Genomic DNA, 22653 nt, shown 5'->3' with positions numbered 1-22653 from the left:
ACGCGCTTTGGTTTTGATTGACGGGGAGTGGCCCATGCCCAAAGCGGCGGCGACTCAGCCCGGCCTGGTTGACCGTATTGCCCATGATATTCAGGCGGGTATGTATGGTCCCGGCGCCTGGTTGAAACAGATCGACCTGCAAGAGCGTTATGACGCCAAGCGTCTGGACGTCCGGCGGGCGCTTGACCAATTGGCCGCCAAGCGGCTGATTGCGCACATCCCCAACCGGGGTTATCACGTGTACGCCATGGACCCCGATCAGCATCTGCAGATCCGGGACATCCGCATCCTGTTGGAAACAGGCGCGGCAGCGGATTTGATGCCTAATGTCACGGCCGCCAAGGTCCGCGCGTTGCGCACTCTGGCCGAGCGCTTCGACAAGCTCCTGCAAGACGGCACCTTGCTGGAACAGTACGAGGTGAACCTGGCCTTTCACGCAGGCATGTACGACATGTGCCGCAATCGTGAATTGACCGCATTGATCCAGGAAACCCGAGCCCGCGGCCCGGCGGCGCCAGCCAAGGAATGGGTCACACGATCGCGCATCGAGATTTCGGCGCGTGAGCACTTTGATATGGTCGAGGCCCTGGAAGCGCGCGACGTGAAGCGCCTGCAAAAAATCATTGCCCAACATGTAGGGCAAGATATTTCCTGACGTCCGGCCGGTTTGCGCATTGCCCTCGCGGCGGTTCTTGCACAAGAGCCGCCGCGTTGCATTTGGGCGTCCGCTTCAGGGATACCCCCGATGGCGGTCCGTGCCATAGTCGCCATAATTAGCGCATTATTTTGGCGCCAATTTAAATGCGTGAAATCTGCGCCGCACGCCGGGGAGTTTTTGCATGCACCACCATTTCGTTCCCAGAGCGCTTGCGCTCTCCCTGGCGCTTGCCGCCGTTGGTCCGGCCCACGCCGCGGTACTGACCATTGCGCAGCCGGCTGACATCCGCTCCACCAATCCTGGCGTCAACCGCGACAACACCACCGACGGCGTCGTGCTGAACATGGTTGAAGGGCTGGTCGGCTACCGTGAAGATGGCACCGTCGGCCCGTTGTTGGCTAAATCGGTGGATACATCGGCGGATGGCCTGACCTACACCTTCACACTGCGCGAGGGCGTCAAGTTTCACAACGGCGCCACGCTCACCTCTGCCGATGTGATCTGGAACTGGCAGCGGTACATGGACGCGAAGACGGACTGGCGCTGCCGCAGTGATTTCGATGGCCGCAATGGCCTGAAGGTGACGGACGTATCCGCGCCAGACGCGAAAACGGTAGTGATGAAGGTGGATCGCAAGTCGGCGGTGTTCCTGGATTCGCTGGCGCGTACCGATTGCGGCATGACCGCCATCATTGCCAAGGATTCGGTTGCGGCGGATGGTTCGTGGATCAAGCCTGTGGGCACCGGCCCCTATATGTTCAAGGAATGGAAGCGCGGCGAATACACCCTGATGTCGGCGTTTAAAGACTACGTCTCGCCCGAAGGCGACAAGGCCGACGGCTACGTAGGGTCCAAGCGCCCGTTGGTGGAAGAGGTGAAGTTTCTGGTGGTGCCCGATCCGTCCACGTCGAAAGCCGGCCTGATGTCGGGCGCCATCGACGCCAGCCAGATCACCAACACGGATGTCGGTGAACTCAAAAGCGTGAAAACCCTGTCGGTGTTCAGCCCGCATGACGCCGTCAAGCACGTGCTGCTGTTCCAGACCAATGATCCGGTGCTGAAGAACGTAAAGATCCGCCAGGCCATCGCGGCATCGCTGGATATCCCGCAAGTGGTGGCCGCGGCATCCGAGGGCTTGGGCCAGCTGAATAATTCGGCGGTGTACGCCCAATCGGCCTATTACAAAGACGCCGAAAAACGCAGCTACAAGTACGACCCGGCGCGCGCGCAGCAACTGCTGAAAGAAGCCGGCTACAAAGGCGAACCCGTCGTGATCTACGCGAACAAGCGGGCGCACGTGCCCAGCTATCAGGTCGCGGTCATTGCGCAGGCCATGATGCAGTCGGTGGGCATCAACGCCAAGATCGAAGTGCTGGAATGGGCGACGCAGCTGGATCGCTACAACACAGGCAAATACCAGATCAGCTCGTTCTCGTTCTCGTCGCGTCTGGACCCGTCGTTGAGCTTTGAACAATTCGCTGGCGACAAGGAAAAGCAGCCGCGCAAGGTCTGGGATGATCCTGTTGCGCAGAAACTGATCGACGAAAGTTTCCTGGAATCCGATCCGGTCAAGCGCCAGGCGCTGTTCGACCAACTGCATGCGCTGATGCTGGAGCAAACGCCGATGCTGATGCTGTACAACGGCGCGGACGCGTGGGCCAGCAACAAGCGTGTGCAGGGCTTCTCGGTATGGGAAGGCAAGCCGCGGGCGTGGGAAACCAAAATCGCGAATTAAAGCGCGGCGCTACCTTGTGCAGCCGGACCCACGGGCGTTATCGCCGGCGGGTCCGGTTTGCGCTTAGAACGTGGCGCGCATTGTCAGCATGACGTTGCGCGGCGTTCCGTAGTAGTTGTTCTTGCTGTTGGAACCCAGGCCCGAGTAATAGCGCTTGTCGAACAGATTGTTGATGTTCAAGGTGGCGCTCATCGACTTGTTGATGTCGTACTGCACCAGCGCGTTGGCCAAGGTGTAGCCGCCCTGATTGGTGGTGTAGCCCACCTGATTCCAATCGCCTCCGGATTGCACCCATTCCTGGCCGCTGACCGAGCTCTTGCTCTGCATGGTGACGCCGCCGCCCACCATCCACTTGTTGAACTGGCCGGGCAGCCGGTAGGTCGACCACAGTTTGAACAGATGCGCCGGCGTGTTCTTCGCATAACGCTGGTTGCCCTGGCGATCCTTGTTGTGATTGAAGGTATAGCCTGCGTACACCTGCCAGCCTGCCGCGAGTTCGCCGCTGGCTTCCAGGTCTATGCCGCGGCTGACCACCTTGCCCTGCGCGATGTAGCAGCATGCGCTGCCGTCATCGGGGTTGGAGTCGCTGGGATAACGGCCGTCTGGCGCGGCTTCGCCGTTGCGTTCCGTGTAATAGAGCGCGGCCGACGTGTTGAGCTTGCCGCCCATATGCGAACCCTTGACGCCCCATTCATAGGTGCGCCCCGTGATGGGGTCCAGAGGCTTGCCGGGTTGCGGGCCAGACAGATATCCCGCTTGCGGCTTGTAGATTTCAGCGTAGCTCAGGTAGGTGGTCCAGGTGTCGTTCAGGTCATAGGTAATCGCGCCGAAGGGCGTGATCACGTCGTTGTCCTTGAAGTTGTAGCGCTCAGTCCAATTCGCCGTGCCGTCGTCGGCCATGCCGGAGCGTTCCAGGAACTGTTTGTAGTTGCTGTAGCGCAGGCCGCCAATGACATGCAGCGGGTCCGCCAGAGACAGGCGCAAGCGGGCATAGGCGCCCGAGCGCTCTTCGCCGTAATACGGGAAGTCGATATACGGGGTGCCTGCGCCAAACCGCGGTGTTTCGGGTTCCGCCCAAGACGCGTTGGACAGATCGGCCAGGTTGACGGCGCCGCCGCCCGTCAGGTCAGCGCGTTTGGCATTCGCTTTGTGCTTGCTGTAGTCGGCGCCGATGATGAAATCGTGCGAACGGCCAAACAAATCGAAGCTGCCGGCCACATTGGTGTCCAGCTGGTTCTGGTAGCCAGCGGACCGGAAGTACGAGCCGCTGTACGCCATGCCGTCGCCGGTCGCCGGGTCCACCGCGCCGCTCAGATAGCCGTACTTGTCGTTGTAGCGCTGCTGCGAGTGAGTGGCTGAAACCGAGAACTTCCAGCCGTTGGAAAACGTGTGCTTCAAATCGCCGAATACGTCCCAGGCTTCGTGGTGCTTGGCGCTCCAGTCCGCCGCCAGGCTGGTGCTGCGCGTAAAGCCGATGTCGTCACCGTTGTTGTAGCGGGGCAGGCCGTAGTACCAAGGCGTTTCGCGGCGCTTGTCGTAGCTTGCGCCCAGCATGACGGTGGTGCGGGGGGCGACATCCGCTTCCAGTACGCCATAGAAGGTTTGGCCCGCGGATTTGGCGGTGTCGTAGAAGTAGTGTTTGGTGTCGGCGGCGGCCACAATGCGGCCGCGCAACTTGCCGTTTTCCACCAATGGCGAGCTCAGATCGGCAACCGCCCGGTAGTTGTCCCAACTGCCGGCCGAGACACTGCCTTTGGCCTGGAAGCGGTCCAGTGGACGCTTGCGAACCAGGTTGATCGTGCCGCCCGGTTCGCCGGCCCCGGAATACAGGCCATCCGCGCCGCGCAGAACTTCGATACGGTCGTACTTGACCAGATCCGGGTCCGCGATGAAGTCATTCTTGCCCAGCGCGGCAACGGCGCCGCCATCCACGCGTATGTCCGTGATCTGGAATCCTCGCGAAAAGTATTTGCCGCCGGTCACGTATTCATCCGGCACTACCGTGATGCCGGTAGCCGCAGTCATGGCGTCTGCCAGCGTGGTCATGCCACGGTCTTCGATCTGGCGCGACGTGATCACCGTGACCGACTGCGGGGTCTCCCGCAGCGATTCCGCGGTCTTGCCCAAGGTCACGGCCTGCGCGGCATAGGAGTTCGTATTTTCGGACGTGGCGTCGTAGGCGCCAGTCACGGTAACGGGGGCGAGTTGCACTGCGCCAGGGCCGGATAGCAGCGTGATGCTGTCGCCATTGCGCGTGTATTGAATGCCGGTTCCCTGGAGCAACTGATCCAGCGCCTGCTCGGGCGTCATGACACCGCTGACTTGGCGGGCGTTCATCCCTGCGACCAGGTCGGGTACGAAATAAATCTGTACGGGAGCCTGCTGGCCAAGCTGCAACAGCGCCTGGTTCAAGGTCTGCGCCGGAATGTTGATTCTGATGGCGGCCGCTGGATTCTGCGCCGCGGCAGGGCCAGGCAGCGAGCCAAGACTGGCGGCCAGGCTAAGGGCGCCGATCCAAGCGCGCCAATGGGCGGGGTGGGGCTGTCCAGCTTTGCGCGTGCGCGCGGTGATGATGCTCACGATCCTTCTTTCCATGTCGAGACGTGCAGGCGCCGTGCGCCGGTTCCCCTTTGGCCAAAGGTGTTTTGAGGGCGCGGCGGAAATCTCGACGCGCGCTCACTACTGTCCAGAGTGGAAAGCGCGCCAAAGTCCGTAATGAAAATGATTGCTAATTTGAAACTAAATGTGAGCAGTGGGGTGGCCAGGCCATGACCCACCCGTGCCTGAAGCGGCATAGGCGCTGGCCGCAAGACCCTTGAGTCAGCGCGGCCGGATAAGAATTGCGCCGTCCGCGCCGCGCAAGACCTCAACGGGCGCCATGGCGGGCAGGGAGGTCAGAAACGCGCTGGGGTCATCAACGCTGAAGACACCCGCTATGCGCAAGCGCGCCAGCCGGGCATCGGAAAGCAGGATGGGTTGGGTCAGGTAGCGGTTCATTTCAGCGGCCACGTCTGCCAGCGTCGCGTTGGCGAAGACGATCTTGCCTTGGCGCCAGGCCGTGACCGCTTGCGCATCAACGGGTTCGACGGCTGCGAGCCCCGATCCCGGCAGTGTGCGTACGCCTTGGCCCGCGGTCAGATGCGCTTCGCGCCGCTGCCACCATCCGCCGGCTGTGACCGTCACGGAACCGGAGTCGACGGCAACTGCTGCGGTCTCGCCATCGCGGCGCACGTCAAAGCGGGTGCCTGTCACGCGGACTTGCGTGTTGCCTGCGTCGACCAGGAAGGGGCGCTGTGAATCCGGGGTGACCGAGAACATGATTTCGCCCGCATTCAGTTCGACCTCGCGGCGGCTCGCATACAGCCGCACGCGTGCACGGGTGGCGGTGTTGACGTCAAGAATGGAGCCGTCGGACAGTTGGATCTGACGCCTTTCGCCAGCGCGGGTGGCAATCGTCTGTTCTTGCAGAATCGGCTCGGCTGGCCAGAAATTCCAGGTCACGCCCGCGATTGCGGCGGCACTCAAGGCCAGACCGAATGCCAGCCGCCTGCGCGCCATGGCTGGCGCGCGTTGGGGGCGCAGTGTCTGCCGCAGACGCTGCGCATCGAACTGCGTCGTGGCGTTCCACACGGTTTCCATTTCGGCGTAGGCCTGGGCGTGCGCCGGGTCGGCATTGCGCCACTGCTGAAACTCCGCGTGAACCTGCGCGCTTGCCTCGCCCGAGCGCATGCGCGCGAACCAGCCGGCAGCGGCTTGCGCGGCTGTTTCGCTGGGATCGGGTTGAGAGGATTCCGTCATGAGAATTAGCGGTTTGCCGTCTTGCGAAGCCGCAGACTATACAGCGGCTCAGGGCGCATGATGCTTCAAGCGGGCATGCAGATGATGCATGCAGCGGGCCATGTGCTTTTCTACCATGCTGACAGACAGATCCATGCGCTGGGCGATGTCGGCCATGGTGCGGCCTTCCAGCCGGTGCCACGCAAAGACCTGCTGGCAAGGCAGGGGGAGTTCTTCCAGCGCTAGTTGCAGGGCATCAGAAAGCTGCGCTGCGCGGGTGTGGGATTCGACGTCGGCGGTAGTGGGGTGTTCGTGTTCGGGCAGTTCTTGCCAGGCGATGCTCTGAGCCGCGAGCTTGTCGCGATGGCGTGCGGTCATGCCGTTGCGGACGCTGCGCCGCAAGTACGCCGCGGGGTCGCGGAGCAGCGGAGCGTCTTGAGCCTGCAACAGACTGAGCGCGGCGTTCTGAGCGGCGTCTTGCCCCTCGTCCGTGTCGTGTTTACGCCTGGCCCACGAGCCGATCAAATCGGCATAGTGGGCGAGCCATCCTTGCGGGGGCGGGCGGTGGACAGACACGGAAAGAGTAGTTGCCGGACGATGAGAGGGTGTGCATTATTGCAAATCGTTCTCAGTACGGCAATGGCTGTGGTCATGGAGCCACTCGCTCCACTTCCCAAGCCCGGGGCTTCTTCACGGCCCAAGGCTGATAACCTTTGACGTCTGCGCGGAACGCCCCGATGTCCAGCCCGTTATACAAAGGAATGCTAGGCACATCCGCCAGGAACAACTTGTGCAACTGATCAAATGACGCCTGCCGTTTCGCGTGGTCCGTGTCCACCGATGCGGCTTCGATCAGCTTCTGCGCTTCCGGGTTGTCCCAGATCTTGCGCGGTTGCTTGGTCTTGTCGCCCGTCACCATCTCGTAGTTCAGCGCCGCATCCAGGCGCGCCGAATACGGGAAGGTCATCATCTGGTAGGTCCCGGCGTTGTAGCGATCCAGCTGCGTGGCCCACTCCACCACCGACAACTGCGCATTGATGCCCACGGATTGCAGCATCGCCTGGATGATCACGGCGGAGTTGTACGACTGCGGGTAGCGCTTGGTGGTCAGAATCACCAGCTCCTGGTTCTTGTAGCCCGCTTCCTTCAATAGTTTCTGCGCTTCGGCCGGGTCGAAACTCCAACCCTGCTTTTGCGTGGCGTCATGATAGGGCGACACCAGTGGCACGATGGAGTTATTGGGTTGCGCCAGGCCTTCCGTGACCGCAGCGGCCAACTGTTTGTAATCGATGGCGTGGGCCAGGGCCTGACGCATCTTGGGGTTGGACAGCACCGGGTCCTTGGTCTGCATCAGCAGCGCGGTCATGCTCATCACGGGCGCGTAGGCGACCTTGATGTTTGGCGTGCCTTGCAGCACCGGCACGTCGTTGTTGGAGACGTCTTCAATGATGTCGATATTGCCGCGCTGTAACGCCGCCTTGGCGGTGGAGTCGTCGGGCACGATCATGAAACGCACTTCGTCGACGAGCGGGCGCTTGGAGCCGGTGTAGCCGTCGCGCTTGCCGTCCAGATTCGAGTAGCTGGCAAACTTGGTCAGGCGTATGTATTCACCGCGTTTCCATTCAGCCAGTTCAAACGGGCCTGTGCCGATCGGCTTGTCCCAAGTGCCATCCGCGCGCACCGAATCCTTGGACAGAATGCCGGTGCCGCCGCAGTCGGCGCGGGCCAGCGTGGCCAGGAACAGGCTGCTGGGTTTTTCGATGTGATAGACCACTGTTTGCGCGTTGGGGGCTTCCACGCCGGTGACTTTGACGGCGCCGCGGCCATCGAATTCACTGGCGCAGCGCCAGCCCGAGTTAGCAGCGGTGTAGTGTTGCCAGGTCCACAGCACGTCCGCGGATGTCAGGGGCTTGCCGTTGTGAAACTTGACGCCGTCGCGCAGCGTAAAGGTGTAGGTTTTGCCGTCGGCGCTGATGTCGACGGATTTGGCCAGCAGCGGCCGGACTTCGGCGTCTTCACCGTAGGCGACCAGGCCTTCAACGATATGCAGCACGACTGCGTCGCTGTTGCTGTCGCGGTTCACGCCCGGCTCGGTGGAACGGATGTCTGCCGTCAGCGAAATGCGCAGAGGCGGCGCGGTCTGCGCGCCTGCCGTGCTGGCAATGCCAGCCATGCCGGCAACGGCCAGCGCAACCGCGGCGCTCACACAATGGTTCTTCATTGATATTTCCTAGGGTTGCGCAGGCGCGTTGCCAATCAGGCGGCGGCCAGCAGTTCGGGTTCGGCGGTCAGGCTGTAGCGCGTGAACGTACGGTTCAAGGCAGGCAGGGGGGCGACTTCCATCAGGCCGGCGGCCGGTTCCATGACGACCATGGCAACCGTGGCGGACAGGTTGTCATGGCTGCCTGGGCGCGGCGGGCGGCAGACGGAATAGGGCGAGCCAAAGTCGTCGAACAGGGCGCGCTTCAGGTCTTCGCGAGTCAGTTGTGTTTTCTCGTTCAGCAAGCGGCGCACGCGCCAGTCGCGGTAGGCGCTTTCCGGGGTGCTGGCGCGGCCGGTGTCGCGCAGCTTGCCCAAGGCCACTTCGCTGACCCAGTGGTTGGCGTGCACGATCAGATCATCGGCGCCCGGGTAGATCGGGAAGGCTTCATCGGTAGTGCATTCATAGTCGAGGCCAAAGCCTGCGGCCATGCCGATCATGATGTTGTTCGAGCACGACTTCGGGGTGGTGGCGACAGCCTTGATAGCCAGTGCGAAATGTTGCTGCTCCAGCACTTTGCGGCGGATCAGCGACAGCGGCACGCCCAACTGGCGGAAGTCGCGATCGGATTCCAGGTAGTTGGCGGTGATGGACACGCCGGCGCTGTTCAGGCCGCTGCGGGCCAGGCCGCCAGCTTCGACAAAAGTCAGGATGTCAGGGCCGTTGTCGTTGCGCACGCGCAGCACGATGGCGGTCTCGGCGCATTCGGCGCGCCAGTCCCAGTTCTGGCCGTGAATCAGGTTGCCATTGGCCGAGCGCGTCGGCAGGATCAGTGCGCCGGTACATCCGTCGCCCGGTTCCAGCTCCGCCGCTTTTTTCTTTTCTGCGCGCGCCTTGGCTACGACCTCGGTGCGGGCATTGATCATGACGATGTCTTCGAACGGCACATCGGCGCCGGCGGCGATGCCGCGCATTTCTTCCAGGTAGTGCGGCGCGAAGTTCTCGATTTCACGCGCAAAGTGCGCGATGAGCTCGGTGCGCGCCATGGCGTCGTAACCCAGCTCAACCAGAGTCTGGCCGTACATCGCGGCACTTTTGCGCACGCGGTCGGCGGCTTGCTGGCCATATGAACGGCCACGGGCTTCGGGCGTGCCGGAAACCGATACGAAGGGGAATTGAGTGGTTTGAGTCATGGACGGATAGCGGCGCCAAGCGCCGTGAGGTCAGAAATGGGAAACCGATTTGCAAAAATGTTAGCTTATTTTGGCGCCAATATTGCTCAGGGTTTACCCAAGGCAAGGTCGAGTCAAGTTCCGTGGTGAAACCTGACGCTTGGCGCCCGGCCCGATTCAGGACGGAGGGGCCGCTGCCCGTTCCTTGCAGGATGCAAAGACAGCGCCCGCGTCGCGAAAACGTGCCAGCAGTTGTTCAACTTTTTGCAGCCGTGCGGCGCGGCCCACGCCGTTGTCCGCACGCGGATGCAGGGTCAGGCAGGCATAACCCTCGGCCGCAAGCAGCGCGTCGCCTTGTTCGACCCAATGCGCGTAGGCACGGTCTTGCGTGACCCGGCGGCTGAAATGCGTGGCGTCGCACAAACCTTCGCTCCAGGGCAGCTCCACCATGCCGGGGCCGCCGTCAGCATCCAGCGCGTACGGGGCGTCATCATCAATCGCGCTGCTGTCGTAGCGGTAACCCAGCTGATGCAGCAAGGGCACCGTGCGCGGCGAGAAAGCGCTGCTGGTGTAGCGAAACCCTTGCGGGACAGAACCCGTCAATTGCGCCAGGCGGTCGCGGGCGCGTTCCAGCAGTTCGCCTTCGCGGTCGCCCAGCGCGCTCAAGTCTTCAAATGCGTTGCCTTGGGAAGCGGCTTCATGGCCGTCGCGCAGGCTTTGTTCCAGCAAGCCGCGGCAGCGCTCGGCCTCGAAGACGGGCCAGAACAGCGTTGCGCGGATTTCCTGCCTGCGCAGCATGTCCAAGACGCGCGCCAAGCCGCCGCCATAGGTGTAGCGGCCATGCGCATCGCGTCCGTGCAGCGCGGTTTCGGACTGGGTTGCGGCTTCGGGGCCGATGCCATGCACATTCAAAGTGACCAGCACGGTCTTGACGGCGGTCATGCGCGTCTCCAGTTGTCGGGGTGGGCAAGGCAGTGGCGGGCCAGCGCTTCCAGCGTCATGACGTGCACATCAGGCTGCGCGGCCAGATAGCCCAAAAACCGGTCCAGGGCGGCGGCGCGTGCCGGGGTGCCGGAGCCGCCCGCCGCTTTGGGATGCACGGTCAGATGCACATACCCTTCGGCCTGGCGCAGCGCTTCAAATTCCTGCACCCAGTTGTCGTAGGCCTCGGCCGCCAGGCTGTGGCCGCTGAAATAAAAGGGGTAGTCGTCCAGCGATACGGTGTTGTTGGGCAGCATGATGAAGGTAGCCGCATCGCTTGTGGCGCCCGTGTCGTCCGGCAGGTAGGGGCGGTCCTGGTCTTTTTCGCTGGCGTCATAGCAATATCCCAGCGCGCGCAGTGTGGGCAGCGTGCGATGGCTCTTGCGGCCCGACGGCGAGCACCAGCCCACGGGCGTCACGCCCAATTCCTGCTCGATGATGCGGTGGGTTTTCTCAAGCAGGGCCGGCTCCTCGTCGCCCAGGTCCCAGGCTTCGTGCAGATACCCGTGTGCGGCGATTTCATGACCCGCCTTCAGGATGTCGTGAAAGACGGCCGGGTAGTGCTCCACGTCGTAGCCGCAGGCGAAGAACGTGGCGGGCATGCCGTGACGCGCCAGAATCTCCAGATGCCGGGGCACGCCGCGCCGGATGGCGTACCGCCCGGCCGTATAGAGACCTGCGGGGAATTGTTTGCGGCCGACTTCCACGGCGGGTCCGTCCACATGCACGGTGACGCAGACCACGGCGCGTACGGGCGCCGCGTTCGCTTGCCGCAAACCTTGCGCGCGTAGTTCGCGGTCCAGGGGCAACCAGGGGTTGATAGCTACGCCTGCGGGCGCGCCATAAGGAATGCTTTGCATCAGGTGGCCTTGATGTTCGCGTTTTTGATCAGCGCGCGCCACTTCTCGCTTTCGGACACGACAAAGCGGCGCAGTTCTTCAGGGGTGCCGCCATGCAGTTCCAACCCGTTCTGCGTCAATTGCGCCAGCGCGGGTTGTTTAAGCGCGCTTTGCACGGCGCCGTTCAGGGTGTTGATGATGTTTGCCGGCGTGCCTGCGGGTACGAACACGCCGTTCCAGCCGATGGCCTGGTAGCCGGGGAAACCGGACTCAGCCACTGTGGGCACTTCGGGCAGCGCCTGGGCGCGCTGCGCCGAAGTGACCGCCAGCGGGCGTGACTTACCGCTCTGGATGAATTGCTGCTGGTTGATCACCACGTCCATCAGGATGGGAAACTGCCCGCCCAGGAAGTCATTGACGGCGGCTGCCGCGCCTTTGTATGGCACGCCGGGCAGGTCCAGACCCGCCGTTGCCTTGAGCAATTCCATGGCCAGATGCGCGGAACTGCCGTTCTGCGTAATGCCGTAGAAGTATTTGCCGGGATTGGCCTTGATGATGGTCACCAGCTCTTGCAGCGTGCGCGCCGGAAACGACGGATGCACCACCAGCACATTGTTGTAGTAGCAGACCATCGACACCGGTTCGAAGTCTTTGACCGGGTCGTAGGCGATGTTCTCGTACAGGCTCTGGTTCACGGTGTGGGTGCCCGTGGAACCCAGCGCAACGGTGTAGCCGTCAGGCGCCGAGCGCGCCGCTTGTTGCGTGCCGATGATGCCGGCCGCGCCGCCTTTGTTGATGACGACAACGCTTTGCTTGAGCGCTTCCCCTATGCCCTGGGCCAGCGGGCGGGCCACCAGATCGGTGCCGCCGCCAGCCGGGAAAGGCACGATGAACTGGATAGGATGTTCAGACGGATAACCCGCTGCCCATGCGTGTCCCGGCCTGGCCAGGGCCGCGGCGGCTGTCGCGGCGGCGGTGGCCGTCAGGAATTGGCGGCGGTTCATGCCGCCTTGCGGCGAGGCGCCGTTCAAAGACTGCTTCATTGCTTTCCCCTTGGTTTTATCCGGCTGGCAGCGGTAGCGGCCGCTGCCATGGCAGCCGATGCGCCCGGCAACGCCATCGGCGTTCATTGGTGTCGCATAAATATCATTATTCGATAAATATTTATGTTTACCAATTAGTATTTATCTATAAATGATAAAAACTGGAAAGTTAATAGCCGTGATCTTTGGGTTCAGGCATAGGCGATAGCTACCTTGCATCAACCCGCCTGAGCGCCGCCGACGCTGTGATACGCTGCGCCGGTCCCGCGTTGTTCCTATTTCCCCAGACCCATGTCCACCCTGAAGCGAGCCCTGGCGATTCTTGACCTCTTCAGCCTAGACACCCCGGTGCTCACGGCCGAAGACATCATTTCCCGCTTGGCGTATTCCGCGCCCACGGGCTATCGCTATATTCGCGATTTGTCGGATCTGGGTTATCTGCTGCGCATGACGGGCGGTGGCTACAAACTGGGTCCGCGCATCATCGAGCTGGATCACCTGATCATCGATGGCGATCCCGTGTTGGGCGTGGCGCGTCCGATCATGCGCGAGGTCGTTGATCAGGTGGGCGGGGATGTTCTGCTCAGCGTCATTCATGGTCTGCGCATCTTGAACATCCATCACGAACGTGGACCTGATGCGCTGGGCATCCCGCACGGCCGTGGCCGCGCGCATCCCTTGTTTCGCGGCGCCACCGCCAAGACCATCATTGCGTTCCTGCCTCGCAAGGACCAGCGCCGTCTGTACGACGACCATGTAGAAGAGGTCCACGCTTCCGGTCTGGGCGACACCTTGGCAGCGTTCACGGCGAGTCTGGACGCTATCCGCGTGCAGGGTTTTTATCTGGGTGTGGGCGAGATATCTTCCGAGCGCGCGGGCATCGCCGTACCGGTGTTTCAGGAAGACCGCCGCATTTTCGGCGCCTTGACAGTCACCTTTCTGGCGACCCGGCTGAACACCATCGCGCAGGACAAGACCACGGCATTGCTGCAATCTGCCGCCCGACGCATTGAATCGCTGGCGCTGGCGACGCGCATCAAAGAACAAGCCCCGGCGCCGTAAACGCGGGGGCTTGTTGTAGAAGACAATCTGGCGGGTAAGTTACTGCTGTTGCGCCACCTGCGGCGCGCGAACCGGCGACCCCATCGCCTGGAACAGCGCTGCTGTTTCCGTCAGGCGCGTATTGGCATATTCCAGCTCGCGCAACCGCGCCGCAACGTAGTGCTGTTCGGCGGCATATTCCGTGTAAGGCGCCAGGGCGCCCAAACGCACGCGGCTCGCGGTATTGCGGTAGGACTGTTCCGCTGCACGCCGGGACGCCTCGGCGGACGCCAGCGCCTGTCCGTCCGCATCCAGCCGCGACAGCGTGTCGGCTACATCACGGAACGCGACCAGTACGGTTTGTTTGTATTGCAGCACCGAGCCTTCATACCGTTCCTTGGCTGCCCGGCGTTCGGCAAGCAGCGCGCCGCCATGAAAGATGGGCTGCGTAAGCGATGCGCCGATGGCCCAGATGCTTCCTGCGCCTGACAGCGCAGCAGGCCAATTGAAGCCGCCCTTGCCCATGGAGGCCGACAGCGACAAGCTGGGGAACAACTGCGCGGTGGCGACACCCACATCCGCCGCCGCCGCTTGCACGACCGCTTCGGCCACCTGGATATCCGGGCGCGCCGCCAGCAGTTCAGACGGCACCACCACTGGCACTTGTTCTGGCACGGCCAGCATGCTGAACGCCAGATCAGGCGGCGCCTGATCCGGGTTGCGGCCCAGCAGGACTGCCAGCGCGTGACGCGTGGCCTGCCATTGGGCGCGCAAACCCGGCAGCGACGCTTCCTGTGTGGCCGCATCCTGATCGGCGTCCAGGGCATCGTTCTGCGAAGCCGATCCCAATTCGTACCGGCGTTGGGTATCACGCGCTACCTGGCGCAGCAGCACGACCTGCTTTTCAGTCAGCGCCACGCGCTCCGCCAGCGACGCGGACGTGATCGCGCCCGTGACGATGTTGCCTGCCAGAGAACGCCGCGCGGATTCCAGCTGGAACGCCTGTTGTTCCACCTTGGCGGCCAGCGAGGCGTTGGCAAAGCGCGCTGCGCCAAACAGGTCCAGGTCGTACGTGGCCTGGATCTGGCCGGTGTAGATGTTGTAGAGCGCCGTGGGTTCGGGCAGGTTGGGCATGGTCAGTGCGCGATTGCGCTTGGCGTTCGCGCCCGCGTCTACCGACGGCAGCAAAGACGAATTGACCTGGGCGCGCAGTTGCTCGCGCGCGCCTGCCAGATTGCGCTCGGCGGCGCCCAGATCCGGGCTGTTGGCCAAGCCTTCTTCAACCAGCGCGTTCAGTTCATTCGAGCCATAACGTTTCCACCATTCAGGCACCGGCTGCGCGCCGCGTTCAAAGCGTTGCGCCACGCCTTGGGCGGAAGCGCCTGCGGCGGGCGTGGCTTCCACGCCGTATTGCGCGGGCTGGGCCACAGCTGGCGGTTTGCTGTCAGGAGCGAAGGCGCAAGCGCTTAACGCCAGGGCCAGCGGCACGGCAGACAGGCGGAAATAGGCACGAGTGGAAGGGGTACGCATCATCAGACTCCTCGTTCCAGCGTCTCGCCCGCATGGGCGCCGGGCGGCACGCCTTCCGGTTCGTCGCGTTCGTCATGGCGCACACGGAACCACGTGGCATACAGCGCAGGCAGGAAGAACAGCGTCAGCACCGTGGCGCTGGTGATGCCGCCCATCAGGGCAGTCGCCATCGGTCCGAAAAAGTTGCTGCGCAACAGTGGAATCAGCGCCAGCACCGCCGCGGCTGCGGTCAGTGTGATGGGGCGGAAACGCCGCACGGTAGCGCCCACAATGGCGTCTACCCGCTTGTGGCCGGCAAGAATGTCCTGCTCGATCTGGTCCACCAGAATGACGGAGTTGCGCATGATGATGCCGAACATGGCAATCACGCCCAACATCGCTACAAAGCCGAACGGTTTGCCAAACAGCAGCAATGCGGCCACCACGCCGATCAGCCCCAGCGGCGCCGTCAGCACCACCATCAGCACCCGCGCAAAACTCTGTAGCTGCACCATCAGCAGGGTCAGTACGGCAATGGCCATGAGAGGCATTTGCGCGTTGATGGACGACTGGCCCTTGTCGCTTTCTTCAACCGGACCGCCGACTTCAATGCGGTAGCCGACGGGCAATTCGGCGCGGATGGCATCAAGTTTTTTGTCGATGGCATGGGTGACGTCTATGCCTTGCGAACCGCTGGTGACGTCGGCCTGAACGGTGATGGTGGGCTGGCGGTCACGCTCCCAGATGACGCCATATTCCAGGCCGTATCGCACATGCCCCAAGCTGGCCAGCGGTACCGGACCATTGGGCGTGGGCATCGCCAGCGTCGCGACGCGGGCGGGATCAACCCGTTCTTCGTTCGGTGCGCGCAAGCTGACGTTGATGAGTTTGTCGCGTTCGCGGTATTGCGTCACCGTGTAGCCCGACAGGCTCATCGCCAGAAAATCCGAGATATCGCTAGAGCTGATGCCCAGTTCCCGGGCCTTTTGCTGGTCGATTTCGAAACGCACCGAACGCTCGGACGGTTCATCCCAGTCAAACTGCACGTTCACCGCGCGTTTGTCAGCGCGAACGTCGGCCGCGACCTTTTCGGCAACGGCGCGCACATCAGAGATCTTGTCGCCACTGACGCGGAACTGGATCTGATAGCCGACGGGCGGCCCGTTTTCCAGGCGCGACAAGCGAGTGCGGATGGCCGGAAACTCGCTGCGCAGCATCGGTTCCAGCCATTGGGCCAGCTTCTCGCGGTCTTCAACGGAATGCGCGGTAATGACCAATTGGCCGAAATTGGGGGTGGCCAGCTGCTGATCCAGCGGCAGGTAGAAACGCGGCGCGCCGGTGCCTACAAAGCTGACCGAATGATCGATCTCGGGCCGGCCTTCCAGCGCCTTTTCCAACCGTTCCACCTGACGCAGCGTGGCCGCGAACGACGCCCCTTCTTGCAGGCGCACATCCACCAGCAATTCGGTGCGATCAGAACTGGGGAAGAACTGCTGCGGCACGAACTTGAATCCTGCCATCGACACCACAAAGATCAGCACCGTAGCTGCCAGCACCACATAGCGGCGGTCCACGCACCACGCCACCCAACCGCGCAACCGCAGATAAAAGCGGGTGTTGTAGATATCGTGTTCGTGATCGTCGGGCAGATGGGCTTCTCGCTTGCGCTCGGGCAGCAAGCGGTAGCCCAACAGCGGAATCAGCACCACAGCGGCAAACCACGAAGTGATGAGCGCGATGGCAGAGACCTGGAAGATAGACCGGGTGTATTCCCCGGTGCTGGACTTGGCCAGCGCGATGGGCAGAAAGCCGGCCACCGTGACCAGCGTGCCCGTGAGCATCGGAAAGGCGGTGCTGGTGTAGGCATAGGCCGCCGCGCGTGCGCGGCTCCAGCCCTGTTCCAATTTGACCGACATCATCTCCACGGCAATGATGGCATCGTCGACCAGCAGGCCCAGCGCCAGCACCAGCGTGCCTAAAGACACTTTGTGCAGGCCAATGCCAAACACATCCATGAACAGCGCCGTAATGGCCAGCACCACCGGTATTGAAATCACCACCACCATGCCGGTGCGCAACCCCAGCGACACCAGGCTCACAATCAGCACGATGGCAACCGCTTCGGCGACTGAACGCAGGAAATCATCCACGGAACGCGACACCGCCTGCGGCATGCTGGACACTTCGGTCAACGTCAGGCCCGCGGGCAATTGCTTCTTCAATTCGCCAAACGTCTTGTCCAGCGACTGGCCCAGGCGCACTACGTCCTGGCCGGGCTGCATGCTGATGCCAATACCCAGCACTGGACCGCTTTCCACGCGCATCTGTTCTGTTGGAGGATCGTCGTAGCCGCGATGAATGGTGGCAATATCGCCCAGACGCACGGACTTGTCGTTCACGCGGATCAGCGTGTCGGCCAGGGCGCGGCTGTTGGGAAATTGTCCGGTGGGCCGCACAAAAATCCGGTCATCAGCCGTCGTCAGCGTTCCGGCACTGGCCACCGCGTTCTGACTGTTGATCGCCTGCGCGATCTGCTGCGGCGACACGCCCAGGCGGGTCAGCTGCGTATTCGAGATCTCGATATAGATGTGTTCGGCCTGATCGCCAAAGTAATCAACCTTGGCAACTCCTGGCACGCGCAGCAATACGGTGCGCAACTTGTCGGCGTAATCACGCAACTGGGCCGGCGAAAAGCCATCGCCTTGCAGGGTGTAGATGTTGGTGTAGACGTCGCCAAACTCGTCATTGAAAAACGGGCCTTGCACGCCTTGGGGCAATGTGGCCTGAATGTCACCGACTTTCTTGCGCACCTGGTACCACTGTTCAGCCACCGTGCTGGCGGGCGCCGAATCCTTCATGGTGTAGAAGATCAGGGATTCACCCGGCCGGGAATAGCTGCGCAGGAAGTCCGTGTTGGGGGTCTCTTGCAGTTTCTTGCCAATGCGGTCGGTGACTTGTTCCTGCACCTGCTGCGCGGTTGCGCCCGGCCACAGCGTCTTGACCACCATGACGCGGAAGGTGAAAGGCGGGTCTTCGGATTGCGCCAGCTTGGAATACGACAGCACGCCAAACAGCGTGACCATCGCAATCAGGAAAATCACGAGCGGCTGGTGGCGCAATGCCCAGGCCGACAGGTTGAATCTGCCTTCCTCGTGGCGGTGCGGGTCTTGGTCCGCGCCCTGATTGGGGGCGCTCATGACGCAAAGTCCTCGGGATGCAGCGGGGCCACGGCGCGAACCTTTTCACCGGCGGCCACGGTATGCACGCCTTGCCACACCACGCGTTCACCAGCGTTCAAGCCTTGCGACAACGTTACCGTGCGGGCGTCGTAGCGCAGCACTTGCACGCGGCGCAGCTCAAGGGTGTCTTCTTGCGGCTTCACCACCCAGACGGCGGGGTCCTTGCCGTCATGGAATAGCGCAGTGGCCGGCACGGTATAGGTGGTCAGCCCATTGGCCGAGCGGTTGTCGAAGCTGATGTTGGCGGTCATGCCCAGCCGAACTTCTGGCGACGGCGATTCCAGCGTCAGCTTGGCGCGGTAGGTGCGGCTTTGCGGATCGGCAGCAGGCGCAATTTCGCGCAAGATGGCGGTGAACGTCTGCCCGGGCAGCGGGCCCAGCGTGACGCTGGCGCGTTGGCCGACAGCCAGTCCGGCCAGCACGCTTTCGGGCACGTCGCAGATGGCGTCAATATCACCGGCCCAGGCCAGTTGGTAGACAGGCGTGCCTGCCGCGACGTTCTGCCCGGTGTCGGCCTGTTCGGCAGTGATGACGCCAGCGTGGTCGGCTTGTAGCGTGGTGTATTTCAATTGGTCGGCGGACAGCGCGGCTTGCTGGGCTGCCTGGTCGCGTTGCGCCAGCGCCGAGGCATAGGAATTGCGGGTCTGTTCCAGCTGAGTGGCGGCGATCAGGTTCTCGCGCGCTTGAGCGCGGTCCCGGTCCAGTTGCTGGCGCGCATAGTCCAGCTGATGCTGGGCGGCGGACAAAGCCGCGCGGGCGGCCGCAGCATTTTTGGTGGCGTCGGCGGGGTCCAGCTTTGCCACAATCTGACCGGGTGTGACGTTGTCGCCCAGCCTGACCTGACGTTCGATGATCTTGCCGCCCACGCGGAACGACAGAGGGGTGTTGTAGCGTGCTTGCACTTCACCCGGCAGCGTCCAGGCGGGCAGGCGTTCGTCAGCCTGGGCTGGCATGGCGACAACAGGCCGGGGCGCAGGCGCAGGGGCCTCTTTTCGGCCGCAGGCGGAAACGGCCAGCGCCAATACCAACGCTGCGGGCAACGCCAAGCGGCGCGTCCAGCGTTGGGCGGTTACGGAAGGCAGCGCTGCGTCAGCAGCGGAACCGTGCGCGGCTCGGTGCGCGCAAGGGTCAGGACTATTCACGAAACACCTCGCGGCGCATGAGCGGCAAAGGACTGCAATAGGGGCGGGGCTTGACGCACTAAAGCCCGATACGGCCTGGATTCTAATACAACTTTGTATTCGGATTCAATTATGAATCTGAAATGTGAGCCAGTGCTAAAATCGCGCCATGTCAAAAATCCGCCTTACCCGAGAGCAAAGCCGTGATCAGACGCGTCAGCGCCTGCTCGACGCCGCGCAATCGATTTTTCTCAGCAAGGGATTTGTATCCGCCAGCGTCGAGGACATCGCCGAACTGGCGGGGTACACGCGCGGGGCGTTCTATTCGAACTTCGGCAGCAAGTCCGAGCTCTTCCTGCAATTGCTGCGGCGCGATCACGAAAGCGTGATGGCCGATATGCGCGCCATTTTCGAAGACGGTGCATCACGCGAGCAGATGGAAGCGCGCGTGTTGCAGTACTACAGCACGCACTACCGCGAAAACGACTGTTTTTTGCTGTGGATGGAAGCCAAGCTGCAAGCTGCCCGAGACCCGGATTTCCGGGTGGGATTCACGTCTTGCCAGCGCGAGTTGCGCGAGGCCACTACGGAATACATCCGCCAGTTTTCCGCCCACGTCGGCACGCCCTTGCATCTGCCGGCGGAACAACTGGCCATGGGCTTGCTGGCTTTGTCGGACGGCATGCAGTTCAGTTATGCCTTTGATCCGCAGGCCGTCACGTCTGAAATGACCGAAGCCGTCCTGGCCGGATTTTTTCGCCGCGTGGTGTTCGGCGATCCCAAGCCGGAGTAGGGCGTTCGGGCGTCAGTCCAGCAACTCCGATATTTCGATCAGGTTCAGATCGGGGTCCCGCAGGTACACCGAGCGGATCTTGCCCGTGGCGCCTGTGCGCGGCACGGGGCCTTCAATAATTTCTGCGCCCGCCTGCTTGAGATGGACGATCACGTCGTCCAGCGGCCGGTCCGCAATGAAACACAGGTCCAGCGCGCCAGGCACGGGCAGATGCGCCTTGGGTTCGAACTCCTGGCCGCGCACGTGCAGGTTGATCTTCTGATTGCCAAAGCGCAGCGCCTGCCTGCCCGCGCCAAAGGTTTCCAGACGCATGCCCAGAATGCGGGTGTAGAAGTCCACGGTGGCTGCGGGATTGGTGCAGGTCAGAACCAGGTGATCAAGGTGGTCGATCAAGGGCATCTCCGATTTCAGATTGTCATCTCAGGGGCTGCCGTGATAGTAATACCTGCGGCGCACCGGCTGGGCTGAGGGGGCTGGCGTCGAACCTTGCATCCCTTGGGCGAAAGGAGCGGCTGCATGTCTTCAGAACCCCGACCACCTACTACGATCAATCGCCCGGTATTTTTCTCGGCGGCATTATTCACGCTGCTGCTCGTGGGTTTTGCGATCATCGCGCCCAAGACCGCCCAGAATTTTTTCGAATCGTTGCAAGGCTGGATACTCGGCAATGTCAGCTGGTTCTACATTCTGGTTGTGGCCATCATTTTGCTGTCCGTGGCGTTCCTGGCGATCAGCCGTTACGGCGACATCAAGCTAGGCCCCGATCACAGCGAACCCGATTACCGCAACTTTACGTGGTTCGCCATGCTGTTCTCGGCAGGCATGGGTATCGGCCTGATGTTCTTCGGCGTGGCCGAACCCGTCATGCACTTCATGTCGCCGCCGGTGGGTGAAGGCGGCACGGCGGCAGCGGCCCGCGAGTCCATGAAAATCACGTTCTTCCATTGGGGGCTGCACGCGTGGGCGATCTACGCGGCGGTGGCGTTGACGCTGGCGTTCTTCAGCTTTCGCCATGGTCTGCCATTGACGCTGCGCTCGGCGCTGTATCCGCTGATCGGCAATCGCATTCACGGCCCCATCGGCCACGCCGTCGACATCTTTGCCATTATCGGCACCGTGTTGGGCGTGGCGACCTCGCTGGGCCTGGGCGTGGCGCAGATGAACAGCGGATTGAATCATCTGTTCGGCATCCCCGTGGGCGTGACCACGCAGATCATCCTGATCATCATTACCTGCGGCCTGGCCACGCTGTCGGTCGCAAGCGGCCTGGACAAGGGCATTCGCATTTTGTCCGAAGCCAACATGGTGCTGGCGGTGATCCTGCTGTTGTTCGTGCTGATCGCAGGCCCGACCGTGTTTTTGTTCCAGACCTTTGTCCAGAATACTGGGGCCTACCTGTCGGACATCGTCAACAAGACCTTCAATCTGTATGCCTACGAGCCGAGCGACTGGATCGGCGGCTGGACACTGTTTTATTGGGGCTGGTGGATCGCCTGGTCGCCGTTTGTCGGGCTGTTCATTGCCCGCATCTCACGCGGGCGTACCATCCGGGAATTCGTCTGCGGCGTGCTGCTCGTGCCGGCGGGTTTTACCTTGTTCTGGATGACGGTATTTGGCGATACGGCGATTCACTTCATTCTGGTTGATGGGGTAAAGGGCTTTTCGGAAACGGTGGAGGCAGACAGTTCGCTGGCGCTCTTCGCGTTTCTTGAACTGCTGCCCTGGAGCAACGTGGTGTCGGTCTTCGCCATTGCGATGGTGGCCGTGTTCTTCGTGACATCGGCAGACTCGGGCGCATTGGTCGTGGATCTACTGGCCTCGGGCGGCGCTGACCGCACGCCGGTGTGGCAGCGCATTTTCTGGTCGCTGTCCATGGGCGCGGTGGCCATTGCGCTGCTGCTGGCCGACGGCTTGACCGCGTTGCAGACAGCCACGATTGCCAGCGCATTGCCGTTCTCGATCATCTTGCTGCTGTCGTTGTGGGGGCTGTTCAAGGCACTGAGACTGGACGCGACCAAACGCGGCATCCGTTATCAATCGCTGACCCTGTCACGGCCGGCGCGCGGCGGCCAATCCTGGGAGCGCCGCCTGCGCAACATGGTGATGATGCCGCGCCGCTCTCATGTGCTGCGCTTTATCAGTGATGTGGTGCGTCCGGCATTGGATGATGTGGCCGACGAGCTGCGCCGGCAGGGTTACGCGGTGGCCGTGCGCGAGGACGAAACCGAAGGCAGCGTCACCCTGGAGGTCTCGCATGGCGACCACCTGGACTTTTGGTATACCGTGCGGCCAGAAGCCTTTGTCCGCCCCAGCCTGACGCCGGAAGAGGCGGCAGACGAAGAAGAGCGCAAATACTTCCGCGCCGAAGTCCATCTGCGTGAGGGCGGGCAAGACTACGACATCATGGGCTGGAGCCGCGATGCGGTCATTGGCGACATCCTGGATCAATACGAACGCCATCGGCATTACCTGCACATGGTTCGACCCTAGTGTTCTGATTCCTTAGCACCAGGCCGCCGGCATTGTCCGGCGGCTTTTTTTTGGC

General features: G+C 62.4%; 17 protein-coding genes. 5 read left to right on the top strand and 12 right to left on the bottom strand.

Annotated elements, in window-relative coordinates; genetic code table 11:
* The first annotated feature begins 34 nt into the window (after nucleotides 1-34).
* Together RAS12_RS15895 and RAS12_RS15890 are read left to right on the top strand one after the other, a co-directional pair.
* Nucleotides 35-655 carry a GntR family transcriptional regulator gene (locus RAS12_RS15895; protein WP_306936985.1) on the top strand — a complete coding sequence of 207 codons (621 nt, stop codon included), beginning with the start codon at nucleotides 35-37 and terminating at the stop codon, nucleotides 653-655.
* A gap of 184 nt (nucleotides 656-839) precedes the next feature.
* Nucleotides 840-2393 (top strand): ABC transporter substrate-binding protein, encoded by a 1554-nt coding sequence (locus RAS12_RS15890; RefSeq protein WP_306936983.1) that lies wholly within the window; start codon nucleotides 840-842, stop codon nucleotides 2391-2393.
* Between the two features lie 63 nt (nucleotides 2394-2456).
* On the opposite strand, the gene RAS12_RS15885 is transcribed toward RAS12_RS15890, so the two are convergent.
* From RAS12_RS15885 to RAS12_RS15850, 8 genes are all read right to left on the bottom strand, one after another.
* Entirely contained in the window at nucleotides 2457-4973 is a 2517-nt protein-coding gene (locus tag RAS12_RS15885) for a TonB-dependent siderophore receptor (protein ID WP_306936982.1), read from the bottom strand.
* 240 nt (nucleotides 4974-5213) lie between these two features.
* A complete protein-coding gene (locus tag RAS12_RS15880) occupies nucleotides 5214-6191 on the bottom strand; it encodes a FecR family protein (protein WP_306936980.1) in 978 nt (325 codons plus the stop codon).
* A gap of 48 nt (nucleotides 6192-6239) precedes the next feature.
* On the bottom strand, nucleotides 6240-6746 hold the full coding sequence (locus RAS12_RS15875; RefSeq protein WP_306936978.1) for an RNA polymerase sigma factor: 507 nt from the start codon (nucleotides 6744-6746) through the stop codon (nucleotides 6240-6242).
* Nucleotides 6747-6819: 73 nt separating this feature from the next.
* Entirely contained in the window at nucleotides 6820-8391 is a 1572-nt protein-coding gene (locus RAS12_RS15870; protein ID WP_306936977.1) for an ABC transporter substrate-binding protein, read from the bottom strand.
* 35 nt (nucleotides 8392-8426) lie between these two features.
* Nucleotides 8427-9563 carry a C45 family autoproteolytic acyltransferase/hydrolase gene (locus RAS12_RS15865; RefSeq protein WP_306936974.1) on the bottom strand — a complete coding sequence of 379 codons (1137 nt, stop codon included), beginning with the start codon at nucleotides 9561-9563 and terminating at the stop codon, nucleotides 8427-8429.
* A 156-nt stretch (nucleotides 9564-9719) separates the two neighbouring features.
* Entirely contained in the window at nucleotides 9720-10484 is a 765-nt protein-coding gene (locus RAS12_RS15860; RefSeq protein ID WP_306936972.1) for a polysaccharide deacetylase family protein, read from the bottom strand.
* Nucleotides 10481-11383, bottom strand: coding sequence for a polysaccharide deacetylase family protein (locus tag RAS12_RS15855; protein ID WP_306936970.1), 903 nt, complete (start codon nucleotides 11381-11383; stop codon nucleotides 10481-10483). Before RAS12_RS15855 ends, RAS12_RS15860 begins: the two co-directional genes overlap by 4 nt.
* Complete coding sequence (locus RAS12_RS15850; protein WP_306936968.1) at nucleotides 11383-12405, bottom strand: Bug family tripartite tricarboxylate transporter substrate binding protein; 1023 nt, start codon at nucleotides 12403-12405, stop codon at nucleotides 11383-11385. Before RAS12_RS15850 ends, RAS12_RS15855 begins: the two co-directional genes overlap by 1 nt.
* A gap of 291 nt (nucleotides 12406-12696) precedes the next feature.
* On the opposite strand from RAS12_RS15850, the gene RAS12_RS15845 reads away from it, so the two are divergent.
* Nucleotides 12697-13467, top strand: a complete 771-nt coding sequence (locus tag RAS12_RS15845; RefSeq protein ID WP_306936965.1) for an IclR family transcriptional regulator — start codon at nucleotides 12697-12699, stop codon at nucleotides 13465-13467.
* Nucleotides 13468-13506: 39 nt separating this feature from the next.
* Here RAS12_RS15845 and RAS12_RS15840 read toward each other — a convergent pair whose 3' ends face one another.
* Genes RAS12_RS15840 through RAS12_RS15830 form a run of 3 tightly spaced genes read right to left on the bottom strand, consistent with a single transcriptional unit; the run spans nucleotide 13507 to nucleotide 19276 of the window.
* The gene (locus RAS12_RS15840; protein WP_306951475.1) at nucleotides 13507-14976 is read right to left on the bottom strand and encodes an efflux transporter outer membrane subunit; all 1470 of its coding nucleotides are present in this window, start codon (nucleotides 14974-14976) and stop codon (nucleotides 13507-13509) included.
* A gap of 2 nt (nucleotides 14977-14978) precedes the next feature.
* Nucleotides 14979-18152: an efflux RND transporter permease subunit gene (locus RAS12_RS15835; protein WP_306936963.1), complete on the bottom strand. Its 3174-nt coding sequence runs from the start codon at nucleotides 18150-18152 to the stop codon at nucleotides 14979-14981.
* The gene (locus tag RAS12_RS15830; protein WP_371321304.1) at nucleotides 18149-19276 is read right to left on the bottom strand and encodes an efflux RND transporter periplasmic adaptor subunit; all 1128 of its coding nucleotides are present in this window, start codon (nucleotides 19274-19276) and stop codon (nucleotides 18149-18151) included. The genes RAS12_RS15835 and RAS12_RS15830 overlap by 4 nt, the downstream gene beginning before the upstream one ends.
* Nucleotides 19277-19484: 208 nt before the next feature.
* Here RAS12_RS15830 and RAS12_RS15825 point away from each other — a divergent pair, with 208 nt between their 5' ends.
* Nucleotides 19485-20108: a TetR/AcrR family transcriptional regulator gene (locus tag RAS12_RS15825; protein WP_306936961.1), complete on the top strand. Its 624-nt coding sequence runs from the start codon at nucleotides 19485-19487 to the stop codon at nucleotides 20106-20108.
* 12 nt (nucleotides 20109-20120) lie between these two features.
* Here RAS12_RS15825 and RAS12_RS15820 read toward each other — a convergent pair whose 3' ends face one another.
* Nucleotides 20121-20507, bottom strand: coding sequence for a VOC family protein (locus RAS12_RS15820; RefSeq protein ID WP_306936959.1), 387 nt, complete (start codon nucleotides 20505-20507; stop codon nucleotides 20121-20123).
* A gap of 117 nt (nucleotides 20508-20624) precedes the next feature.
* On the opposite strand from RAS12_RS15820, the gene RAS12_RS15815 reads away from it, so the two are divergent.
* Entirely contained in the window at nucleotides 20625-22598 is a 1974-nt protein-coding gene (locus RAS12_RS15815) for a BCCT family transporter (protein ID WP_306936958.1), read from the top strand.
* The last annotated feature ends 55 nt before the right edge of the window (nucleotides 22599-22653 follow it).

This window comes from Achromobacter seleniivolatilans, from assembly GCF_030864005.1.
GTDB lineage: Bacteria > Pseudomonadota > Gammaproteobacteria > Burkholderiales > Burkholderiaceae_B > Achromobacter > Achromobacter seleniivolatilans.
Note: the sequence above shows the minus strand (reverse complement) of the source record. Positions and strands in the feature narration are given on the sequence as shown.